Annotated in this window: 21 protein-coding genes and 1 other annotated feature; of the genes, 17 read left to right on the top strand and 4 right to left on the bottom strand. The window is 37.6% G+C overall.

Features of this window, described 5'->3' with window-relative positions; all coding sequences use genetic code 11:
- Positions 1–13: 13 nt before the first annotated feature.
- Both rpiA and FC19_RS07565 read right to left on the bottom strand, forming a co-directional pair.
- Positions 14–697, bottom strand: a complete 684-nt coding sequence (rpiA, locus tag FC19_RS07570) for a ribose-5-phosphate isomerase RpiA (RefSeq protein ID WP_057876437.1) — start codon at positions 695–697, stop codon at positions 14–16.
- A 5-nt stretch (positions 698–702) separates the two neighbouring features.
- The gene (locus tag FC19_RS07565) at positions 703–1,005 is read right to left on the bottom strand and encodes a GNAT family N-acetyltransferase (RefSeq protein WP_057876379.1); all 303 of its coding nucleotides are present in this window, start codon (positions 1,003–1,005) and stop codon (positions 703–705) included.
- Between the two features lie 125 nt (positions 1,006–1,130).
- On the opposite strand from FC19_RS07565, the gene FC19_RS07560 reads away from it, so the two are divergent.
- The 17 genes from FC19_RS07560 (at position 1,131) to mprF (ending at position 16,386) form a co-directional block, all read left to right on the top strand.
- Positions 1,131–1,667, top strand: coding sequence for a dCTP deaminase/dUTPase family protein (locus FC19_RS07560; protein ID WP_057876436.1), 537 nt, complete (start codon positions 1,131–1,133; stop codon positions 1,665–1,667).
- Positions 1,668–1,758: 91 nt separating this feature from the next.
- Positions 1,759–3,129, top strand: coding sequence for a DNA repair protein RadA (gene radA, locus FC19_RS07555; RefSeq protein ID WP_057876378.1), 1,371 nt, complete (start codon positions 1,759–1,761; stop codon positions 3,127–3,129).
- A 20-nt stretch (positions 3,130–3,149) separates the two neighbouring features.
- Positions 3,150–4,265 carry a PIN/TRAM domain-containing protein gene (locus FC19_RS07550; protein WP_057876377.1) on the top strand — a complete coding sequence of 372 codons (1,116 nt, stop codon included), beginning with the start codon at positions 3,150–3,152 and terminating at the stop codon, positions 4,263–4,265.
- 116 nt (positions 4,266–4,381) lie between these two features.
- Positions 4,382–5,872: a glutamate--tRNA ligase gene (gene gltX, locus FC19_RS07545; protein ID WP_057876376.1), complete on the top strand. Its 1,491-nt coding sequence runs from the start codon at positions 4,382–4,384 to the stop codon at positions 5,870–5,872.
- A 108-nt stretch (positions 5,873–5,980) separates the two neighbouring features.
- The gene (gene cysS / locus FC19_RS07540) at positions 5,981–7,387 is read left to right on the top strand and encodes a cysteine--tRNA ligase (RefSeq protein ID WP_057876375.1); all 1,407 of its coding nucleotides are present in this window, start codon (positions 5,981–5,983) and stop codon (positions 7,385–7,387) included.
- Entirely contained in the window at positions 7,387–7,788 is a 402-nt protein-coding gene (locus tag FC19_RS07535; protein ID WP_057876374.1) for a Mini-ribonuclease 3, read from the top strand. Before cysS ends, FC19_RS07535 begins: the two co-directional genes overlap by 1 nt.
- Positions 7,785–8,552 carry a 23S rRNA (guanosine(2251)-2'-O)-methyltransferase RlmB gene (rlmB, locus tag FC19_RS07530; protein ID WP_057876373.1) on the top strand — a complete coding sequence of 256 codons (768 nt, stop codon included), beginning with the start codon at positions 7,785–7,787 and terminating at the stop codon, positions 8,550–8,552. The genes FC19_RS07535 and rlmB overlap by 4 nt, the downstream gene beginning before the upstream one ends.
- Before the next feature lies 1 nt (position 8,553).
- Complete coding sequence (locus FC19_RS07525) at positions 8,554–9,087, top strand: NYN domain-containing protein (protein ID WP_057876372.1); 534 nt, start codon at positions 8,554–8,556, stop codon at positions 9,085–9,087.
- A gap of 57 nt (positions 9,088–9,144) precedes the next feature.
- On the top strand, positions 9,145–9,294 hold the full coding sequence (gene rpmG, locus FC19_RS07520; RefSeq protein ID WP_057876371.1) for a 50S ribosomal protein L33: 150 nt from the start codon (positions 9,145–9,147) through the stop codon (positions 9,292–9,294).
- Between the two features lie 38 nt (positions 9,295–9,332).
- Positions 9,333–9,500 carry a preprotein translocase subunit SecE gene (gene secE / locus FC19_RS07515; protein ID WP_057876370.1) on the top strand — a complete coding sequence of 56 codons (168 nt, stop codon included), beginning with the start codon at positions 9,333–9,335 and terminating at the stop codon, positions 9,498–9,500.
- 129 nt (positions 9,501–9,629) lie between these two features.
- A complete protein-coding gene (nusG, locus tag FC19_RS07510; protein WP_057876369.1) occupies positions 9,630–10,181 on the top strand; it encodes a transcription termination/antitermination protein NusG in 552 nt (183 codons plus the stop codon).
- A gap of 3 nt (positions 10,182–10,184) precedes the next feature.
- Positions 10,185–11,024: an alpha/beta hydrolase gene (locus FC19_RS07505; RefSeq protein ID WP_083488403.1), complete on the top strand. Its 840-nt coding sequence runs from the start codon at positions 10,185–10,187 to the stop codon at positions 11,022–11,024.
- 123 nt (positions 11,025–11,147) lie between these two features.
- Positions 11,148–11,573, top strand: a complete 426-nt coding sequence (gene rplK / locus FC19_RS07500) for a 50S ribosomal protein L11 (RefSeq protein WP_057876367.1) — start codon at positions 11,148–11,150, stop codon at positions 11,571–11,573.
- Positions 11,574–11,677: 104 nt separating this feature from the next.
- Positions 11,678–12,367 (top strand): 50S ribosomal protein L1, encoded by a 690-nt coding sequence (gene rplA, locus FC19_RS07495; protein WP_057876366.1) that lies wholly within the window; start codon positions 11,678–11,680, stop codon positions 12,365–12,367.
- Positions 12,368–12,428: 61 nt separating this feature from the next.
- Positions 12,429–12,558: a sequence feature (ribosomal protein L10 leader region), on the top strand.
- Positions 12,559–12,596: 38 nt separating this feature from the next.
- Positions 12,597–13,100, top strand: a complete 504-nt coding sequence (rplJ, locus tag FC19_RS07490) for a 50S ribosomal protein L10 (RefSeq protein ID WP_057876365.1) — start codon at positions 12,597–12,599, stop codon at positions 13,098–13,100.
- A gap of 50 nt (positions 13,101–13,150) precedes the next feature.
- A complete protein-coding gene (rplL, locus tag FC19_RS07485) occupies positions 13,151–13,519 on the top strand; it encodes a 50S ribosomal protein L7/L12 (protein WP_057876364.1) in 369 nt (122 codons plus the stop codon).
- Positions 13,520–13,788: 269 nt separating this feature from the next.
- Positions 13,789–16,386 carry a bifunctional lysylphosphatidylglycerol flippase/synthetase MprF gene (gene mprF / locus FC19_RS07480; protein ID WP_057876363.1) on the top strand — a complete coding sequence of 866 codons (2,598 nt, stop codon included), beginning with the start codon at positions 13,789–13,791 and terminating at the stop codon, positions 16,384–16,386.
- Between the two features lie 242 nt (positions 16,387–16,628).
- Here the strand turns inward: mprF and nrdF are convergent, their stop codons facing one another.
- Both nrdF and nrdE read right to left on the bottom strand, forming a co-directional pair.
- Positions 16,629–17,588: a class 1b ribonucleoside-diphosphate reductase subunit beta gene (gene nrdF / locus FC19_RS07475; RefSeq protein WP_057876362.1), complete on the bottom strand. Its 960-nt coding sequence runs from the start codon at positions 17,586–17,588 to the stop codon at positions 16,629–16,631.
- A gap of 21 nt (positions 17,589–17,609) precedes the next feature.
- Positions 17,610–19,781: a class 1b ribonucleoside-diphosphate reductase subunit alpha gene (gene nrdE, locus FC19_RS07470; RefSeq protein WP_057876361.1), complete on the bottom strand. Its 2,172-nt coding sequence runs from the start codon at positions 19,779–19,781 to the stop codon at positions 17,610–17,612.
- Position 19,782: the final 1 nt, after the last annotated feature.

The following is a 19,782-nucleotide window of genomic DNA, read 5'->3' as shown; positions in this document are numbered from 1 at the left end:
GCTACGCGTAAGCTTAGCGGGCTTCCAAAACTTTGGGACCGTCAGGATAGCCAACAATAACTGTGTTAACTAAATCTAAGAAGAGACCGTGCTCGACAACACCGACTTGTTCAGCTAAATAAGCAGCTAAATCATGTGGATGGGTAATTTCTTTCAGATGCAGATCAATTATCAAGTTATTAGAATCAGTGTACTTTAGCTGACCAGTATCATCGTGTCGAAAAGTCGGTGCATAGCCCTTTTTCGAAAATTTCGAAAATAACTTTTTGCTGCCATAAGGAATTACTTCGACAGGCAGAGGAAATTTACCTAATTTTTCAGACATTTTACTTTGATCGACTATCCAAAGATTTTTGCGTGAATTCGAAGCAACGATTTTTTCAAATAAAAGAGCTGCACCGCCGCCCTTAATACCTTGAAAATCAGAGCTGATTTCGTCTGCACCATCAATAGTCAGGTCGATCATATCAACGTCATCAACGGACTTAAGCGGAATGTTTAGGGCTCTAGCTTGTTTTGCAGTTGCATCAGATGTCACGACTCCAGTAATATTCAAATGTTCACTTTGAATGCGTTTTGCGAGTGCCTCAACCATGTATTTTACGGTGGAACCTGTCCCTAAACCAACCGTCATACCATCTTTGATCCAATCAACGGCTTTTTCACCAACTATTTTTTTTAATTCATCTTGACTCATCATTTTCATTTAGACTCATCTCCATCTTGAGAAGCTAATAAATCGTTATATTCGGAATGCTTCTCAAAAAAATTGCGTGTAAAGGGGCAAAGTGGTAACACTTTGGCTTTCTTCTGGCGTATTTGCTGTAGAAAGTCCTTAGTGATTTTGCCTGCCAAGCCGCGTCCCTGATATTCAGGAGGAACCAGTGTGTGTTCGACTACATAGGTGTGTCCATTGTTAATCAGTTTGAAGCCAATGTGTGCACATGGTTCAGGTATTTCTTCTATATAGTAATTAAATGAATTGCTTGTCCATTCAGAACGCATTTCTATCACCTCATTTTTTATTAAATTATAGCATAGCGCCTGATTATTCGATAGTTTGCGGTATATCTGGGTCGGTTTTGATGGTAGAATTAAAGTTAGTAATCAGAGAAATGAGAGTGATAATTGTGAAACGAGGCTTTGAAATAGTTAGCAAATATGTCGGAGAAGAGGTTATTCTTCCAAGAAGGGCAACGAGGAATGCTGCTGGATACGATTTTTGTGCGGCAAGGGACTTCACGCTGCCAAGTATTTGGAAGATGAACTTTGCTAAAGTGATCTGGAATCGATTCCATCAAAAAGATTTAACTTCTGAAGATTATATAAAAGCTCAAAGGGAATTAAAGCCTTTTTTGGTTCCTACAGGCGTCAAAGCGTATATGCAGCCTAATGAATTTCTTCTACTGGCTAACCGGTCAAGTAATCCACTAAAACGCAACTTGATCTTACCAAACGGTGTAGGAATTGTTGATGCTGATTATTATAATAATGAGAGTAACGAGGGGGAAATCTTTTTCCAGCTTTTAAATTTTGGTGTGAAAGACCTTGTTATTAAGAAAGGCGAACGGATTGGTCAAGGAATATTTATGCCATTTCTATTAGCAGAGGCTGAGAGCAAACCCTTAGCGGAACGTGAAGGTGGATTCGGGTCATCTGGAAAATAAAATTTTTTAAAGAATCGCATTACTTTTAAATTATGTAAATACTTGTGCTACTATTTTTTTAAGCAAGTTGTGATCGAAGGGAGGACAGAGATTGGCAAAGGCAAAAACACAGTATGTTTGTCAAAATTGTGGTTATTCTTCTCCACGTTATCTAGGTCGTTGTCCAAATTGTAGTTCCTGGAATACTTTGACTGAAGAATTGGAACAGCCACAAACTTCTAAAAAGGCTGCGCGTGTTAGTTTCGACGGCTCGCGTGTGAAGCCTCAGTTATTAGATGACGTTAACACGGAAGAAAGTCCACGAGTCAAGACACGTCTTAATGAATTAAATCGTGTTCTGGGAGGAGGAGTAGTACCCGGTTCATTAGTTCTGATTGGCGGCGACCCCGGCATCGGGAAATCAACATTGCTGTTGCAAGTATCGGGACAACTTGCAGCAACTGGGAACAAAGTACTTTATGTTTCGGGTGAAGAAAGTGCGATGCAGATAAAGTTAAGGGCTGAACGACTTAAGGTTGGCGGCAAGCAGTTTTATCTGTATCCAGAGACAGATATGGCAAGCATTCATCAATATATTGATAAGATGAAGCCTGATTTTGTGGTGATAGATTCCGTCCAGACTATGCAGGAGGCAGATATGGCTTCGGCAATTGGAAGTGTCTCACAGATAAGAGAAGTTACAGCTGAATTATTACAGATCGCAAAAACAAATGGTGTTTCGATTTTTATAGTTGGGCATGTAACTAAGGGTGGAGCGATTGCTGGTCCCAAAATCTTGGAGCATATGGTTGATACAGTCCTTTATTTTGAAGGTGATCTGCATCATACTTACCGTATTTTACGTGCTGTCAAGAATCGTTTCGGTTCCACAAATGAGATAGGAATCTTTGAAATGAAGGAAGGTGGTCTAGCAGAGGTTGCTAATCCATCTGAGATTTTTCTGGAAGAACGTTTACGTGGGGCAACTGGATCTGCAATTGTAGTTTCACTAGAAGGAACTCGTCCGATCTTAGTTGAGGTTCAAGCTTTAGTAACTCCAACAGCATTCGGAAATGCCAAAAGAACGACAACGGGTTTAGATCACAATCGTGTCTCCTTAATAATGGCTGTGCTGGAAAAAAGAGCAGGGCTGTTATTACAAAACCAGGATGCATATCTGAAAGCAGCTGGTGGAGTCAAGTTAAATGAACCTGCTATTGATCTTGCTGTCGCAATTAGCATTGCCTCGAGTTATCGTGATCTTGAAACGAACCCATCTGATTGTTTTATAGGTGAATTGGGATTAACTGGCGAGATAAGGCGCGTCAATCGTGTGGAACAGCGAGTTGCAGAGGCCGCCAAACTTGGTTTTAAACGTGCGATTGTGCCTAAAAATAATTTGACAGGGTGGACACCGCCTAAGCAGATAGAAGTTGTAGGTGTAGCTACTTTAAGCGAAGCATTACGGGTCGTTTTTAAGTAAGCAAAGAAGGGAGAAATTCGATGCGAAAAAGAATGATACAAATTGTGCTAGCTATATTAGGGGTTGGAGCTGGATACAGCTTCATGCCTTTTTTCTGGCTTGCTGTCGGGATAGAAGAAAATATTTGGGCAAATAATTTTGTGACTAACATTATTATTGGGGTAATAGTAATGTATTTAGTTTCTCTGTTTATTACAGATCCACTCGAGAAGTTTATTCAGCGAATGGAAAATCGTTTGGTACATCAAAGTCCTGATATTATAATTTCTACTAGTATGTCAGTCATCGTTGGGCTGATTATTGCGGTATTGATCTCTACATTATTCTCGCATTCGCAATTATTCATTTTAAATACGATCATACCGATAGTTTTGATGGTTATTTTAGGCTATTTAGGTTTCATCGTGGGCAAAAATCATCTTGGTGATTTCAAAAAAATTTTATTTGCGCGACGTAAGAATGAAAAACAGCAAACTAATGCTAATGTTCTCGACCGAAAGGCTGGGGATAATTTCCACAGAGTAAAGTTGCTTGATACTAATATTTTGATAGATGGCAGAATTTATGATTTGGTAAAAACTGGGTTTATAGAAGGCACTCTGTTGGTTCCAAATTTTGTATTATATGAACTACAATATATTGCAGATTCAGCTGATAGTATCAAACGTGTTCGCGGACGGCGTGGGTTGGATATCTTGAATAAATTGCGGGAAGAAAAAAAAGTTCCAGTAGAGATGTATGAAGGCGATTTTGAAGATATACAGGAAGTCGATAGTAAATTAATTAAATTAGCTAAGTTGCTTGACGCAGTCATTGTGACCAACGATTACAACTTGAATAAAGTCAGCGAATTTCAAAATGTTCAAGTTTTAAATGTGAATGCATTAGCTAAAGCTTTGAAACCTCGTGTTGTCCCAGGCGAGAAGATGACAGTAACGGTTATAAAAAATGGAACTGAACGTCAGCAAGGAGTTGCGTATCTTGATGATGGAACTATGATAGTAGTAGAAGATGGGCGTTATTATATTAATAAACCGTTAGAAGTCATTGTCACAAGTGCTCTTCAAACAGACGCAGGAAGAATGATATTTGCTAAGCCGGCTCATTCAGGGCGAGAGATTAAAGAAAAAAATTAGTTAAGAATATTATTATAGAGAGTTTATTTTTTTATTTTTTCATTGTAAAATTAATAAAGTATAGGTTGCTGCTTTTGACAGCAAATTAACTCAGAAGAGAAAGAAGAGGCACTAATTTGGCAGAAGAAAAAATTCGGGTGCGCTATGCACCGAGTCCGACTGGACACCTTCATATTGGAAATGCTCGGACGGCATTATTTAATTATTTATTTGCACGACATAACAACGGTACTTTTGTAATCAGAATTGAGGATACCGATTTAAAAAGAAATATTGCTGATGGTGAACGAAGCCAGTTAGAGAATCTTAAGTGGTTAGGGATGGATTGGGATGAAGGTCCAGATAAGCCAGGAGATGTCGGACCTTATCGACAATCAGAACGTAAAGATATTTATCTTCCACTTATTCAGGAGTTATTGGACAAAAAACTCGCATATAAATCCTATATGACTGAAGAAGAATTGATAAAGCAAAGGGAAGAACAAAAGGCCCGAGGGGAAGCTCCACGTTATGTCTATGAATATGAAGGTATGACAGTGGAAGAAATCAAGGCTAAGCAGGATGCTTCTGAAGCAGCGGGCTTAAAGCCAGTTGTTCGGATCAGAGTACCTAAGGATAAGACGTACGAATTTGATGATATCGTTAAAGGGCCTATCAGTTTCGAATCTAACACTATCGGTGGCGATTTTGTTATTCAAAAACGTGATGGAATGCCAACATACAATTTTGCAGTTGTGGTCGATGATCATCTGATGAAGATTACACACGTTTTGCGCGGGGACGATCATATTGCCAATACGCCAAAGCAACTGGTTGTATATGAGGCATTCGGTTGGAAACCACCAATTTTTGGGCATATGACGCTGATCATTAATACTGAGACAGGCAAAAAGCTTAGTAAACGTGATGAAAGTGTTCTGCAGTTTATTGAACAATACAGAGAACTAGGCTATTTACCTGATGCAATGTTCAACTTTATTACCTTGCTTGGCTGGTCTCCAGTTGGGGAAAAAGAAATTTTCAACCAAAAAGAGCTTATTAAAATGTTTGATCCTAAACGTTTGAGCCGCTCACCAGCATCTTTTGATGGAAAGAAACTCGAATGGGTTAATAATCAGTACGTGAAGAATGCGAAGGAAGATAGTATCGTTGATTCTTCACTCAAACAATTGATTAAGGCTGGACATATTTCGGCAAATCCTGATTCTAAGACAATTGAATGGGCACGTAAATTAATCAGTATGTATAAACAGCAGATGTCTTATACGGGTCAAATCGTTGACTTGGCAGATGTTTTCTTTAATGAACCGCCTGTGCTTGACGAAGACGCTGTTAAAGAGTTGGCGGATGAAAGTGCTCCAATTGTTTTGAAAGAATTCGCTGAAAGAGTTAATAAGTTGTCTATCTTTGATGCAACAGAAATTCAGAATACGATTTACAGTATTCAAAAGGATACAGGGATTCGAGGGCGTAAATTATATATGCCTATTAGAATTGCAACGACTAGAGAAATGCATGGGCCAGAATTAGCTGCTTCGATTGAACTATTAGGACGGAAAAAAGCATTAGAACATCTAAAAAAGACTTTGGATGAAATGGGCAAGTAGTAGTTAATTTTACTATGTATTCATGCTGATAATAAAAGAGTCTAGGATGAGTTAAAAATGGTCCTAGACTCTTTTTATAATATATAATTAGAAAAAGGAGGCAGGAAAATGATTCAACTTTATAACACATTAACGAATAAGAAAGAAGAATTTAAGCCGCTTACTCCCAATATTCTGAATATGTATGTTTGTGGGCCTACCGTGTACAACTATATCCATATTGGAAATGCGCGTAGTGCAATTGCTTTTGATACGGTAAGACGTTATTTCGAATTTCGAGGTTTTAAAGTTAATTATGTTTCTAATTTTACGGATGTTGATGATAAGATTATCCGGGCCGGTCACGAAATGAATATGTCCACGAAACAGGTAGCGGATAAATTTATCAAAGCTTTTTATGAGGATACGGATGCTCTAAATATTGAACGAGCAACCCATAACCCGCGTGTAGTGGATATGATGGATGATATTATTAGTTTTATAAAGATTTTGATTGATAAAAATTATGCATATGTAGCTCAAGGTGATGTTTATTATCGTGCACGTAAATTTAAGAACTATGGAAAGCTTTCAGGACAGTCAGTTGACGAATTAGAACAAGGCGCCAGTGAGCGAGTCACTTCTTCCGAACTTGAAAAAAAGGAGGATCCCTTAGATTTCGCGCTTTGGAAAAAAGCTAAAAAAGGTGAGATTTCATGGGATTCGCCTTGGGGGGAAGGGAGACCTGGATGGCATATTGAATGTTCTGTAATGGCAACTAAAATTTTGGGAAGCACAATCGATATTCATGCTGGCGGACAGGACCTTGAATTTCCACACCATGAGAATGAAATTGCACAAAGCGAAGCAAAAACAGGGCAAAAATTTGCTAATTATTGGATGCATAATGGTTTCGTAACGATTGGTGAAAAAGATGAAAAAATGAGTAAATCACTAGGAAATTTTGTTACTGTGCACGATTTATTGAAAAAAGTCGATCCGCAAGTCATTCGCTTTTTTATGGCAACCACACAGTATCGACGTCCGATCCAGTATAGTCAGGCTAATATTGATGAGGCACAGACTAATCTTACTAAAATACAGACTGCCTTTGAAAACGCGTGCTACCGCTTAAAAGATGCGGATAATTCAATCATTGAGTCAAGGACAAGTGAAAAAATAAAAAAATATCATGATGCTTTTGTCAAGGCCATGGATGACGATTTTAATGCCCAGAATGCGATTGCAGCTGTCTATGAGTTGGCAAAATACATTAATGTTTACAGTAGTCAAAAGGAAGTCGGCAAAGATAGTTTAACAGCATTGAATTCCGAGCTTGAAAAATTAATGGGTGTTTTTGGGATCAGGTTGAAAAAGAATGTTTTGCATGACGACAAGATCGAATCAATGATTAAAGAACGTGACGAGGCACGAGCAAGGCGGGACTTTGCCAAAAGTGATGAAATTAGGGATCAATTAAAGGCGCAAGGAATAACACTTGAAGACACGCCTCAAGGAACTAGGTGGAAAAAATAATGGATGAGCGTGCTTACGAACAAATGAATGGGATTGCATTGGCATACATGGGGGATGCTATTTACGAAGTTTATATTCGAAAACATTTATTACAAGCAGGAATCACCAAACCAACAAAACTACATCATCGAGCAACACATTATGTTTCAGCCAAAGCACAAGCTTTTTTAATTGATAAAATGGAAGAAAAAAGTCTTATGACAGAGTTGGAAGCAGAATATTATCGCCGAGGTCGTAACGCTAAAAGTCATACATCCGCGAAAAATACTTCAGTCCTAACTTATCGGATCTCAACAGGGTTTGAGGCACTTTTTGGGTATCTTTTCTTGAGTGGTCAAATAAAAAGATTAGAACAACTCGTTAAGTGGTGTATTGAAACTGTTGAAAAGGAGAAAAAATGAGTTTTAATAATGATAATCACAGCAACGAAGAAAGTGCTGAATTTGTTATTGGAAGACATCCAGCACTTGAAACGCTGAAAAATAATCAAAATATAAATAAAGTTTTCATTCAGGATCAACTTAAGGCTGATGCGCTGTTTGATATTGCTTCTATTGCCAAAAAAAGAGGCATTATCGTTAATAAGGTTCCTAAGGGAAAGTTGGATTTACTTGCGGATAATCAAAACCATCAAGGAGTAGTTGTAGCTGTTGCTGCTTATAAATATGAAACACTGGATGGATTGCTAACCAATGTTGAGAATGAAAATAAAACCCCCTTCTTTTTAATTTTAGATGGGATTGAAGATCCACATAATTTAGGTTCAATTATGCGAACTGCAGATGCAGCAGGTGTGCAGGGAATAATCATTCCTAAACGGCGCGCGGTACAGTTAACATCAACTGTTGCGAAAACCTCTACGGGAGCGATCGAACATGTTCCAGTCGTGCGAGTAACTAATTTAGTGCAGACCGTTAAACTGTTGAAAAAACAAGGTGTCTGGATTTTCGGAACAGATATGGAAGGTACTGATTTTCGTAAATGGAATGCGCAAGGAGCTGTGGCATTAGTTATTGGGAATGAAGGTAAGGGGATTTCACCATTACTGAAGAAAGAATGTGATGAGATGCTGACGATTCCAATGATTGGACATGTTCAAAGTTTAAATGCTAGCGTAGCAGCAAGCTTACTAATTTATCAAGGATTCACATCAAGAGGAAATTAGAATGAAAAAAAATATTCTGATAGTTGACGCATATAATATGATTGGTAATTGGCCGCAATTGGATAAATTGAAGAAAGCAGGTCGACTAGAGGATGCACGTGATACGCTGTTGCATATTTTGTCTAATTATCGAAAACAGCGCAGCTATCAAATTATTGTTGTCTTCGACGCGATGTATGTGCCAGGCTTGGCACAAAGTTATGATAAATATGGTTTGAAAATTATTTGGACTGCTGAAGATGAAACAGCAGATAGTTATATTGAATCGTTAGCGGGCAAACTACAAAATAGATTGACGCAAGTGACCGTAGCAACAAGTGATCAAGCGGAACAATGGACTATTTTTTCGCAAGGTGCAATGCGTGTACCTGCTTGGGAACTGTATCAAGATATTAAACGCGTAAAAAAAGAGATAAAACAACAGACGCAAAAATATCAAGACGAAGCCTCTGTTAGGAGACTGCCGTGGAATGAACAGCAATTGAAAAGGCTATCTGAGCTGCGTAAGATGTTGGAACATGAGGACCAAGATTGACAAAATTCGATGTTGCATGATAGAGTTATCTCTGACAAAGACTAAGGGGTATTGAAAATGGCTCAAAAGAAAATCGCTTTAGCTTGTACTGTTTGTGGTTCACGAAATTACACAATCGTTGCAAATCCAAACAGAATTGAGCGTTTAACAGTGAAAAAATTTTGCAAGTATTGCAATAAACATACTTTGCATAGTGAAACTAGATAACGATTTAATCTGACTTTCGTGAACGGAGGTAATTACGGGTGAAGTTTTTTAGAAGCGTTATTAAAACGATGAAAGAGACTAGATGGCCTACGAAGAAGGAAGCTGTTCAGGATACAACGACGGTTATTATGACATCAGTATTCTTTGCAGTATTCTTTGCAATAGTTGATTACGGTGTACAGGCTATCATTAAATTACTAGTTTGAGGATTGTTTAAACTAGTTTTATTAGTGGGCATAGCACACTTTTTTATGATATACTAATTGTGTTGGGAAAACTTCGAGTATTCGAGGTTTTTTTATTTTGAATTTTTTTAAATTAGGAGGAAAAATAAAGTGGCTGAATCTTTTGAAAAAAATTGGTATGTTCTGCATACTTATTCTGGCTATGAAAATAAAGTAAAAGCAAACCTTGAATCAAGGGCACAATCAATGGGAATGGAAGATTATATTTTCCGGGTTGTTGTACCTGAGGAAGAAGAGCATGAGACGACTAAGACTGGAAAGGATAAAGTAGAAAGTAAGAAGACTTTTCCTGGGTACGTTTTAGTTGAGATGGTAATGACTGACCAATCATGGTACGTTGCTCGAAATACACCAGGTGTAACTGGATTTGTTGGATCTCACGGTGCAGGCAGCAAGCCAGCTCCATTACTTGGTGATGAAGTTGAATTGATCTTGAGACGATTAGGAATGAGTTCGCGCCATGAAGACTTCGATGTTGAGGTTGGAGAATCAGTGAAGATTGTCGAAGGAGCCTTTTCCGGTTTGGTAGGTAAAATTACAGAAATTGATTCTGAAAAGATGAAACTGCGTGTGGATATTGATATGTTTGGACGTGAAACGGCTACGGAACTTAATTACGATCAGGTTGACAAATTAATTTAGACAATGAAAAATAAACATTGCATCACTGTATTATTCTTGTTTCTTATGGTTTTGGGGGGAGGAGCGACACACTGGTTCAGATTATTAGCGCGACCCCATAAAAGAATTTCAAAGAAAAACTTTTTAATGAGACCAATCCTGTTTGTTCATGGATATGCAGGTAATCGCTTTTCATTTGGCCTAATGCTGAAACGTTTTGAGAAAAAAGGCTGGGGTGTTAAGTCAGCTGTTGTAAAGGTGAATGCGAATGGAAAAGTCAGAGTAACTGGCGACCCTTCTGTTTCAGGTGCGATGATCCAAGTTTTATTCGAAAACAATCGTGCGCCAGTAGATGATCAGGCTGAATGGTTAAGAAACATATTGAAAAGTCTGAAGCAGAATTATAAAGTGACGGATATTGACATCATTGCACATTCTATGGGAGCTGTTTCAGTATTGAGTTATCTGACCAAATATGGAAGTGATTTAACGCTGCCTGTTGTCTCTAAACTTGTAACATTAGGGGCTCCCTATAATGATATCGAACCGGGAAAAAGCTCTAAGGTGATTGAGCAAAGCCCAATGTCAACCAAGGGACCGCTTCAACCGTCTGCCATTTATCGCAGATTGAAGAAAATGAGACATAGTATATCACCGAAAACCTTGTTTTTGAATATTATTGGAGATATTGATAATGGAAAGTCTGATGGAACCGTCTCTATTTCATCTGCACGCTCGCTTCGTTATCTCCTTGATGGACAAGTTTATAGTGAGCTAGTAATAAAAGGCAAAAAAGCAACTCATCGCAATTTACATGAGAATCGTGAGATCGATTTCGAAATCAATCGATTTTTGTCTCGTTAAATGGCTTGCACTTTTTCTGAGTTCATGATATATTTTTAACGTATGTTTTATACATACAAGTTGTGGGAGGTCAAATATAAATGACCATCCGTACCACGCACGGACTTTAAGGAGGTATGTACCGTGGCTAAAAAAGTAATTAATGTTGTTAAATTGCAAATTCCTGCAGGTAAGGCAACTCCAGCTCCACCAGTTGGACCAGCTTTAGGACAAGCAGGTATCAACATCATGGGATTTACGAAAGAATTTAATGCACGTACAGCTGATCAAGCTGGAATGCTCATCCCTGTTGTTATCAGTGTATTTGAAGATCGTTCATTTGAATTTGTAACGAAGACTCCACCAGCTGCTGTTTTATTGAAGAAGGCTGCTGGGGTTGAACATGGTTCCGGCGAACCTAACACTAACAAAGTTGCTACTGTAAAGAAAGCACAAGTTAAGGAAATCGCTGAAGCAAAAATGCAAGATCTAAACGCTGCAGACGTTGAAGCTGCTATGCGCATGATTGAAGGAACTGCACGGAGCATGGGCTTTGTTGTAGAAGACTAATTTTTCTGCACACCAATGCTTCTCAGTCGGACACTCCATGAAAATAGATGTGTCAAGTGGGAGGTATATCCGTTACACCACATATTGCAAGGAGGAAAAACCAAATGGCTAAAAAAGGTAAAAAATATATTGAAGCTTCAAAACAAATTGAAGCTGGTAAAGCATACAATGCTGAAGAAGCATTGGCTTTAGTTAAAAAAATCGATTTTGCTAAGTTTGATGCAACTGTTGAAGTTGCATACAATTTGAATTTGGATACAAAACAAGCAGATCAACAATTACGTGGGGCTGTTGTTTTACCAAATGGAACTGGCAAAGAGCAAACTGTTGTTGTCTTTGCTAAAGGTCAAAAAGCAAAGGATGCTGAGGCTGCTGGAGCTGATGTTGTTGGCGACGATGACTTAGTACAACGCATTCAATCGGGCTGGTTAGATTTTGATGTTGCAATTGCAACACCAGATATGATGGCGCAGGTTGGTCGTTTAGGTCGTGTTTTAGGGCCTAAAGGTTTGATGCCAAACCCTAAGACTGGAACTGTTACAATGGATGTTACTAAGGCTGTTGAAGAATCTAAAGCAGGTAAAGTGACATACCGGACTGATAAGGCTGGTAATGTACATGTTCCAATCGGTAAAGTTTCTTTTGAAGATAAGGCACTCGTTGAAAATTTCAATACAATTAAAGATGTAATTTTGAAAGCTCGTCCTGCATCAGTTAAGGGACAATATATAACACATGTTTCAGTTGCTTCAACATTCGGACCAAGTGTGACTCTTGCTCCGGCTGCACTTTAATTTAATTTCCAAACGATCATTGACTTTGACTGATTTATATGTTAAATTGGTTAAGGTCAATTTTTTATTGATGATTCTACCTAAGACTCAGGAGGCGTAAGCCTTAATAATTCCTGCCGAGGAGTATAAGTGATTTTTACTTAGAAACTTTCTCTATGTCTTGGTGGACGTAGGGCTTTTTTATTGGAAAATATTAAAACCCTGACACAATGACTAGGAGGTGAATCAATTGAGTAAAGAAGTTATTGCAAAAAAAGCTGCTGCTGTTGAAGAGGTTTTTGAAAAGTTTAACGAGGCTGTTTCATGTGTAGTTGTTGACTATCGTGGATTAACTGTTGAACAAGTTACTGAATTACGTAAAGAATTACGTGAGGAAAACGTTGAACTTCGTGTTGTCAAGAACACTTATTTGAAACGTGCAGCTGATAAAGCTGGATATGAGGGCTTAGATGATACTTTCAGTGGTCCTACTGCTGTTGCCTTTTCTAAGGAAGATGTAGTAGCACCTGCTCGTATTTTAGCTAAGTTTGCTAAAGATGCTGAGGCTTTGGAAATTAAGGGTGGTATGATCGAAGGCAAGGTTGCCTCATTGGAACAAATCAATGAACTTGCGAAGTTACCAAGTCGCGAAGGATTGCTTTCAATGTTACTTTCTGTATTGCAAGCTCCAGTTCGCAATGTTGCGTATGCTGTTAAAGCTGTTGCTGACAGTAAAGATGATGACGCTGCTTAAACAACGATCACAGACTGAAAAAAATTTTTTTTAAATGGAGGATTTTAAAAATGGCATTAGATACAGAAAAAATTATTGCTGATTTAAAAGAAGCAAGTATTCTTGAATTAAATGATTTAGTTAAAGCTATCGAAGACGAATTTGGTGTTTCAGCAGCAGCTCCAGTTGCTGCTGCCGGTGCTGCTGGTGGAGATGCTGCTGCAGAAAAGGATTCATTTGACGTTGAGTTAACTGAATCTGGCGACCAAAAGATTAAAGCAATCAAGGCTGTTCGTGAAATTACAGGACTTGGCTTAAAGGATGCTAAAGGCTTAGTTGACAATGTTCCTTCTGTTATTAAGGAAGGCGTTGCTAAGGACGAAGCTGAAGAGCTTAAGTCAAAACTTGAAGCTGTTGGTGGGGTAGTTACACTTAAATAGTCATAATAATTTGAAATTTTTTCAAATTGATGATCATTAGATGAAGGGATGGTAAGTTGGTATAACTTATCATTCCTTTTTTTGCTATTTAGTTAGAGAGCAGTTCGAGTCTGCTGAGAATACGTCTGACAGCTTGAAATTTTGAAGTTAGGCAGGGATAATGAAATTAACTGAAGAAAAAATATATGAAGAAGGATTTGGTCATCAATTAGGAATTTTTTGAGTGTAACAGGAATGGTAGTTGTTTTTGCATATGAAGCGGGGGTTTTATGGTAAAAATATTAAATAGATTTAAGTCTTTTGTTGAACAAAAATTAGGCATGCTCAAACTTTTGTTCTTTTTCTCAATTTTAATCTTTGTTTTTTTTGAGATTGGAAGAATTTTTAAGGGAATTAATTGGTATCAAGTCAGGGATAGTTTAGCTGACCAGTCAGTGGTCTCTGTAGGATTAATGCTAATATTAGGCTTCGTTTCCATTGTCCCTATGTTGATTTATGATTTTGCGATTGTTTCGTTTTTACCAGGTAAATTTTCAAAATCTTATATTATACGAAGTGGTTGGATTACTAATACTTTCACAAATATTGCTGGCTTTGGAGGCTTCCTAGGGGCAACTTTAAGAGCAAATTTCTATAATAAAAATGCCTCAAAAAAACAAGTTCTTTTTTCATTATCAAAAATTGCTTTGTTTTTGCTGGCAGGCCTTTCGATTTATTGCTGGGTAGCGTTAATTGCTATGTTTGGTCTAGGGATAGGCGAAGTTTTTTCACAATATTGGTTCTGGTTGTTCGGAGGAGGACTTTATTTTCCTATTCTGTTGGTTGTAACGCGTGTTAGAGACAGTTCCTTTTTTAGTGATTTGACCTTGAGAAAAGAGAGCCTATTGATTCTGGGCTCCACATTAGAGTGGGGGGCTGCTGGCGGATTTTTCCTGTTTATTGGCTGGCTTATGAACGTTAATGTTCAGATAATGGATGTTTTTCCACTTTATATTATTGCCTCAATTGTCGGAATTGCTTCAATGATGCCTGGTGGTTTAGGTTCTTTTGATATTTTTATGCTAGTAGGATTGACAAATCTTGGTGTACTGAATGAGACAAGCGTTGTTTGGCTGTTATTTTTCCGTCTTTTTTATTACATAGTTCCTTTTATTGTCGGAATTGTGTTATTTATCCATGACACAGGAAGAAAAATAAATTCATTTCTTGATGGAATTCCGCAGTCACTGTTAAGCAAGTTGGCCCATTTTATTTTGACGGTTTTTCTATATACATCAGGAATATTGATATTGCTTGAATCTATGGTTCCTAACTTTGCATTTGGTAATTCGATTTTTGTGAAATTGTATCCTTATACTTTCCTTTTCCTAAATCAAATTTCGAGTATTGTCTTTGCTTTCCTTTTGATCGGAGTCGCACGAGGAATCGAATCTAAGGTTAAGCACGCCTTTTGGCCGACTTTAGTGTTGCTTTTAGTTGGTATTATAAATACTTTATGGCGTAGTTTTTCAATAGAAATGACTGTTTTTCTAGCATTTGTAATGTTAAATGTTATTTTTTCACGCAAAGAATTGTATCGAGATCATTTTCAGTATTCATTTGGGAAACTTTGTTTTGATGGTCTGCTTTTTGCGGGTGTTTTTATATTATACGCAGTTGTAGGTGCGATCAACTCACCACAGTATACGATTCATCATGCTGTTCCAGATGCGCTATTGTTTCCATCTGAAAAGATCTGGTTTTCAGGATTTATGGGTCTCCTAATAGCTACAGTGGCATTAGTTCTGCTTTTTAAATATCTGTCGGCCGCGGGAGATAAATTTACACGAAGAACACTTCCATTTCCTGAAGAACGTATCAAACAGATAATAGCGCAATTTGCGGGGAATGAAACTAGTCATCTGGCATTTTTACGTGATAAAAATATCTATTTTTATCAAGAAAATGGCAAGGATCAATTATTTTTTATGTATCGTAAAAAAGCAAACAAATTAATTGTTATGGGTGAACCGATTGGAAACACAGACTGTCTTGAAAAAGCAGTATTGCAACTGATGCGCGAGGCTGATAAAGAAGGTTATCAACTAACCTTTTATGAGGTAAATAGTCGCTTAACTTTAATTTTGCATGAATTTGGGTTTGATTTTATTAAAACAGGGGAAGAAGGCTATGTTAAATTAGCTGATTTCTCGCTATCAGGTAAGAAAAAAAGAGCTCAACGTGCCTTAATGAATAAATTTGAAAGAGAAGGTTATCAATTTTCGCTGGAACAACCACCTTTTTCAGCAGAAAAGATGGCTGAATTTAGGAAAATTTCTGATAGTTGGCTCAATGGTCAAAATGAAAAGGGATTTTCTTTAGGATTTTTCAATGAATATTACCTTAATCAGTCACCAATTGCTGTCATTCGCAATTCTAAGCAAGAAGCAGTTGCGTTTGCTAGCATTATGCCAACAGGAAGCAAAAAAATATTGTCTGTTGATTTGATGAGACATCTGAAAAGTGCACCTTCAGGAATTATGGATAAGGTATTTATTAGTCTGTTTCAATATGGGCAAGAAGAGGGATATGAATACTTTAATATGGGGATGGCCCCGCTATCAAATGTGGGTCGTTCCGAGTACAGTTTTATTGAGGAACGTGCTGCGCATTTGATCTATGAGTATGGGTATCATTTTTATGGTTTCCAAGGATTGCGTTCTTATAAAAATAAGTACGTAACTGAATGGCGCCCTAAATACACGGCTTACCGCAAAAGAAGTTCAGTCTTTATAACAATGCTTCAATTAGCTTCAGTTGTTAGCCAAAAAACAATTAGCGATAAGAATAAAAAGAGAACACTTTTGGTTGCTAATTTCTTCAAGTAAGATAACTTAGAATGAAACTGAGGATTTGTTTTGATGGGCGACAGTGAACGGACAGAGAATGTCCGTTTTTTTTTTACGATTGGATACAAAAATCTGCCATTAGTGAATAGATATTATCTATTACCAATGGCAGATTCTGTAGAGCTGATAAAAATTGAAAAATGCAGAGTCAGTTTCAAGCAGTCTACCTGATTTATATTTTTATCTTTGATTAAATGTGCAAAGCTTAGCTGGACAGGATTTTAACTATTGAAATAATAATCGGAGTCAGACATTGGTTCAACATTTCCGAGTAAGTAGCCATTCCCAACTTGCGAGAAGAAATCGTGGTTTGAAGTAGAAGTAGAAATCCCATTCATTACCACTGGATCGACATCATCGGCTGTGTCTGGGAAAAGAGGGTCAAGACCTAAGTTCATCAATGCTTTATTAGCATTGTATCGTAGAAATACCAAGACTTTATCTGACCATCCAACGTTATCATACAACTCATGTGTGTATTTTTCTTCATTGTCATAAAGATCATAAAGTAGGTCGTAAATCCAATCCGTTAGTTTCCCCTGTTCGGTCTGACTTAGTTGTTTGAAGCCTATTTGAAATTTATAACCGATATAGGTTCCATGAACAGATTCATCTCGCAAAATAAGCTTAATTATCTCGCCAACGTTTGCAAGCTTGTTGTGCCCAAGCCAATAGAGGGGAGTGTAGAATCCAGAGTAAAACAAAAATGTCTCTAAAAAGACGGAAGCGACCTTCTTTTCAAGTGGTGTTCCTTCATGATAGATTTTATTTATTTTTTGTGCTTTATATTGCAAGAAAGTGTTACTGTGTGTCCATGCAAAAATTTCTTCGATTTCTTTAGTTGAGTTAAGTGTTGAAAATATAGAAGAGTAGCTTTTAGCATGGACGGATTCCATGAATTGGATATTGTTTAAAACAGCTCGTTCGTGCTGAGTTCTAATATCTTTCATTAGGGCATCCATTCCGTCTTGGGATTGAACTGTGTCTAACAAAGTAAGACCACCAAAAACGTGTTCGACCACTTTTTTATTAGCATCTGTAAATTTACGCCAATCCGAGAGATCATTTGAGAGTGGAATACGGGTATCCAACCAAAACTGTTCAGTCAGCTTTTCCCAAGTTGCTTTGTCAATCTGATCTTCTAATTCATTCCAATTTATTGCTTGATAATAATCTTTCATAAAATACCGAGCCCCTCATTTTTAAATAACGCAGCTTTCGCATTCATTTGCGCCAACCTCAGTTTGATCATCAGTAAATGTTCGAATATAGTAAATAGTCTTTATTCCCTTGTTATAGGCATAGTTGCGCAAAATAGATAAGTCGCGTGTAGTCATTTTATCTGTGTGTCCATCTTTCCATTCATATAATCCTTCAGGGATAGTTGAACGTAAGAAGAGTGTTAAGCTCATACCCTGATCTACATGTTGTTGTGCTTCCGCGTAAATATCAATAACCTTGCGCATATCAGTGTCGTAAGCTGACTGGTAGTATGGTAGAGTTTCGTTAGAAAGATATGGTGCTGGGTAATAGATTTTACCGATTTTTCTTTCTTGACGCTCCTCAATGCGATTAATAATAGGATGAAGACTAGCAGTTGTATCATTGATATACGAAATGGAGCCGTTAGGAGCAACAGCTAGCCTGTTTTGATGATATAAGCCGTCTTTTTGAACATCTTTTTTTAGTTGTTCCCAGTCAGCCTTTGAAGGAATGAAAATATCTTTAAAAATATTTTTGATTTCAGTTGTTTTAGGAGCAAAATCTGTTTGAAGATATTTATCAAAGTAACTGCCATCATAATACCTGCTCTTTTCAAAGCCTGAAAAAGTTTCATGACGTTCTTTGGCAATTGTATTAGATGCTTTTAGCGTCCAGTAGTTTAGCAGCATAAAATAAACATTGGTGAAATCAAGTGATGCTTTCGAACCATAGTATATTTTGTTTTTTGCAAGAAAAGCGTGAAGTCCCATTGCACCGAGACCGATAGTATGTGCTAACTTATTGCCATGTTGGATAGACGGGACAACATCAATGTCTGAATTATCTGTAACAAAGGTCAAAGCACGGACCATTGTTTCAACTGATTTTCCAAAGTCAGGCGAAGCCATCAGATTAACAATGTTAGTTGAGCCAAGGTTGCAACTGATGTCAGTTCCCAATTTATCATATGTTTGTGTGTTATTGACAGTTGAAGGCTTTTGAACCTGGAGTATTTCGGAGCACAAGTTGCTCATAATTATTTTTCCATCGATCGGATTTGAACGATTAACAGTATCAATGTTAATAATATATGGATATCCTGATTCCTGCTGCAGTTTACTGATTTCTGTTTCTAATTCACGTGCCCGTATTTTTTTCTTGGGGATGCGTGAATCGGATACTAGATTATCGTATTCCTTTGTGATATCGACATAAGAGAAGGGAACTCCATAAACACGCTCAACTCCCCATGGATCAAAAAGATACATGTCTTGATCATCACGAACTAAATCATAGAACTTATCAGGGACAAGAATACCCAGAGATAGAGTTTTAACCCGAATTTTTTCATCTGCATTTTCCTTTTTAGCAGACAAAAAGGAAATAATATCTGGATGGAAGACATTCAGATAGACGACCCCAGCGCCTTGGCGTTGACCTAATTGATTTGAATAAGAAAAACTGTCCTCAAGTAGTTTCATAACAGGAACTACTCCAGAAGCAGCACCCTGGATGTTCTTGATAGGAGCACCCGCGCCACGCAGATTACTAAGCGTAATACCGACCCCACCGCCGATCCGGGATAACTGCAGTGCTGAATTGATGCCACGACCGATAGAGTTCATATCATCAGTTATCTGGATTAAGAAACAAGAAACTAGTTCACCTCTGCGCTTACGTCCAGCATTTAAGAAACTGGGAGTAGCAGGCTGGTAGCGTTGATGGATTATCTCGTCGGCTAGAGATAATGCTGTTTGTTCATCTCCGTCTGCAAAAAAAAGTGCGTTTGCGGCAACACGATCGACAAAATTTTCTAAATACATAGTATTATCATTTGTCTTGAGCGCATATTGAGCATAAAATTTATAAGCTGCCATAAAGGTTTTGAACTTAAAATGTGCGTTATCTAAAAACTGATAGAGGTTTTCAATAAAACTGAAATTATATTTTTCAATAAATTCACTTTCTAAATAATCATGTGAAACAAGATAATCAAAACGTTTCTTGAGGGATGGAAAAGTCACCATATTTGGGCGAACATTTTCTTGCAAAAAAGCTTCGAGTGCTTCTTTGTCTTTCTTCAAAGGTATTTGACCATCCACAGGAATATTAATTTCGTTGTTCAAGTCATAATAAGTAACCTGATTGCTATCTATTTGTTTAAGAGACAAA

The sequence above is a fragment of the Liquorilactobacillus aquaticus DSM 21051 genome, from assembly GCF_001436755.1.
GTDB classification, from domain to species: domain Bacteria; phylum Bacillota; class Bacilli; order Lactobacillales; family Lactobacillaceae; genus Liquorilactobacillus; species Liquorilactobacillus aquaticus.
This window is presented reverse-complemented; position numbering and strand designations above follow the sequence as displayed.

Excerpts from the sequence above, each read along its gene's own strand:
- rpiA (WP_057876437.1), bottom strand. The coding sequence starts at position 697 with ATGAGTCAAGATGAATTAAAAAAAATAGTTGGTGAAAAAGCCGTTGAT.
- rpmG (WP_057876371.1), top strand. The coding sequence starts at position 9,145 with ATGGCTCAAAAGAAAATCGCTTTAGCTTGTACTGTTTGTGGTTCACGA.
- FC19_RS07505 (WP_083488403.1), top strand. The coding sequence starts at position 10,185 with ATGAAAAATAAACATTGCATCACTGTATTATTCTTGTTTCTTATGGTT.
- rplA (WP_057876366.1), top strand. The coding sequence starts at position 11,678 with ATGGCTAAAAAAGGTAAAAAATATATTGAAGCTTCAAAACAAATTGAA.
- rplL (WP_057876364.1), top strand. The coding sequence starts at position 13,151 with ATGGCATTAGATACAGAAAAAATTATTGCTGATTTAAAAGAAGCAAGT.
- FC19_RS07525 (WP_057876372.1), top strand. The coding sequence starts at position 8,554 with ATGAAAAAAAATATTCTGATAGTTGACGCATATAATATGATTGGTAAT.
- rlmB (WP_057876373.1), top strand. The coding sequence starts at position 7,785 with ATGAGTTTTAATAATGATAATCACAGCAACGAAGAAAGTGCTGAATTT.
- FC19_RS07535 (WP_057876374.1), top strand. The coding sequence starts at position 7,387 with ATGGATGAGCGTGCTTACGAACAAATGAATGGGATTGCATTGGCATAC.
- nrdF (WP_057876362.1), bottom strand. The coding sequence starts at position 17,588 with ATGAAAGATTATTATCAAGCAATAAATTGGAATGAATTAGAAGATCAG.
- FC19_RS07565 (WP_057876379.1), bottom strand. The coding sequence starts at position 1,005 with ATGCGTTCTGAATGGACAAGCAATTCATTTAATTACTATATAGAAGAA.
- FC19_RS07550 (WP_057876377.1), top strand. The coding sequence starts at position 3,150 with ATGCGAAAAAGAATGATACAAATTGTGCTAGCTATATTAGGGGTTGGA.
- mprF (WP_057876363.1), top strand. The coding sequence starts at position 13,789 with ATGGTAAAAATATTAAATAGATTTAAGTCTTTTGTTGAACAAAAATTA.
- cysS (WP_057876375.1), top strand. The coding sequence starts at position 5,981 with ATGATTCAACTTTATAACACATTAACGAATAAGAAAGAAGAATTTAAG.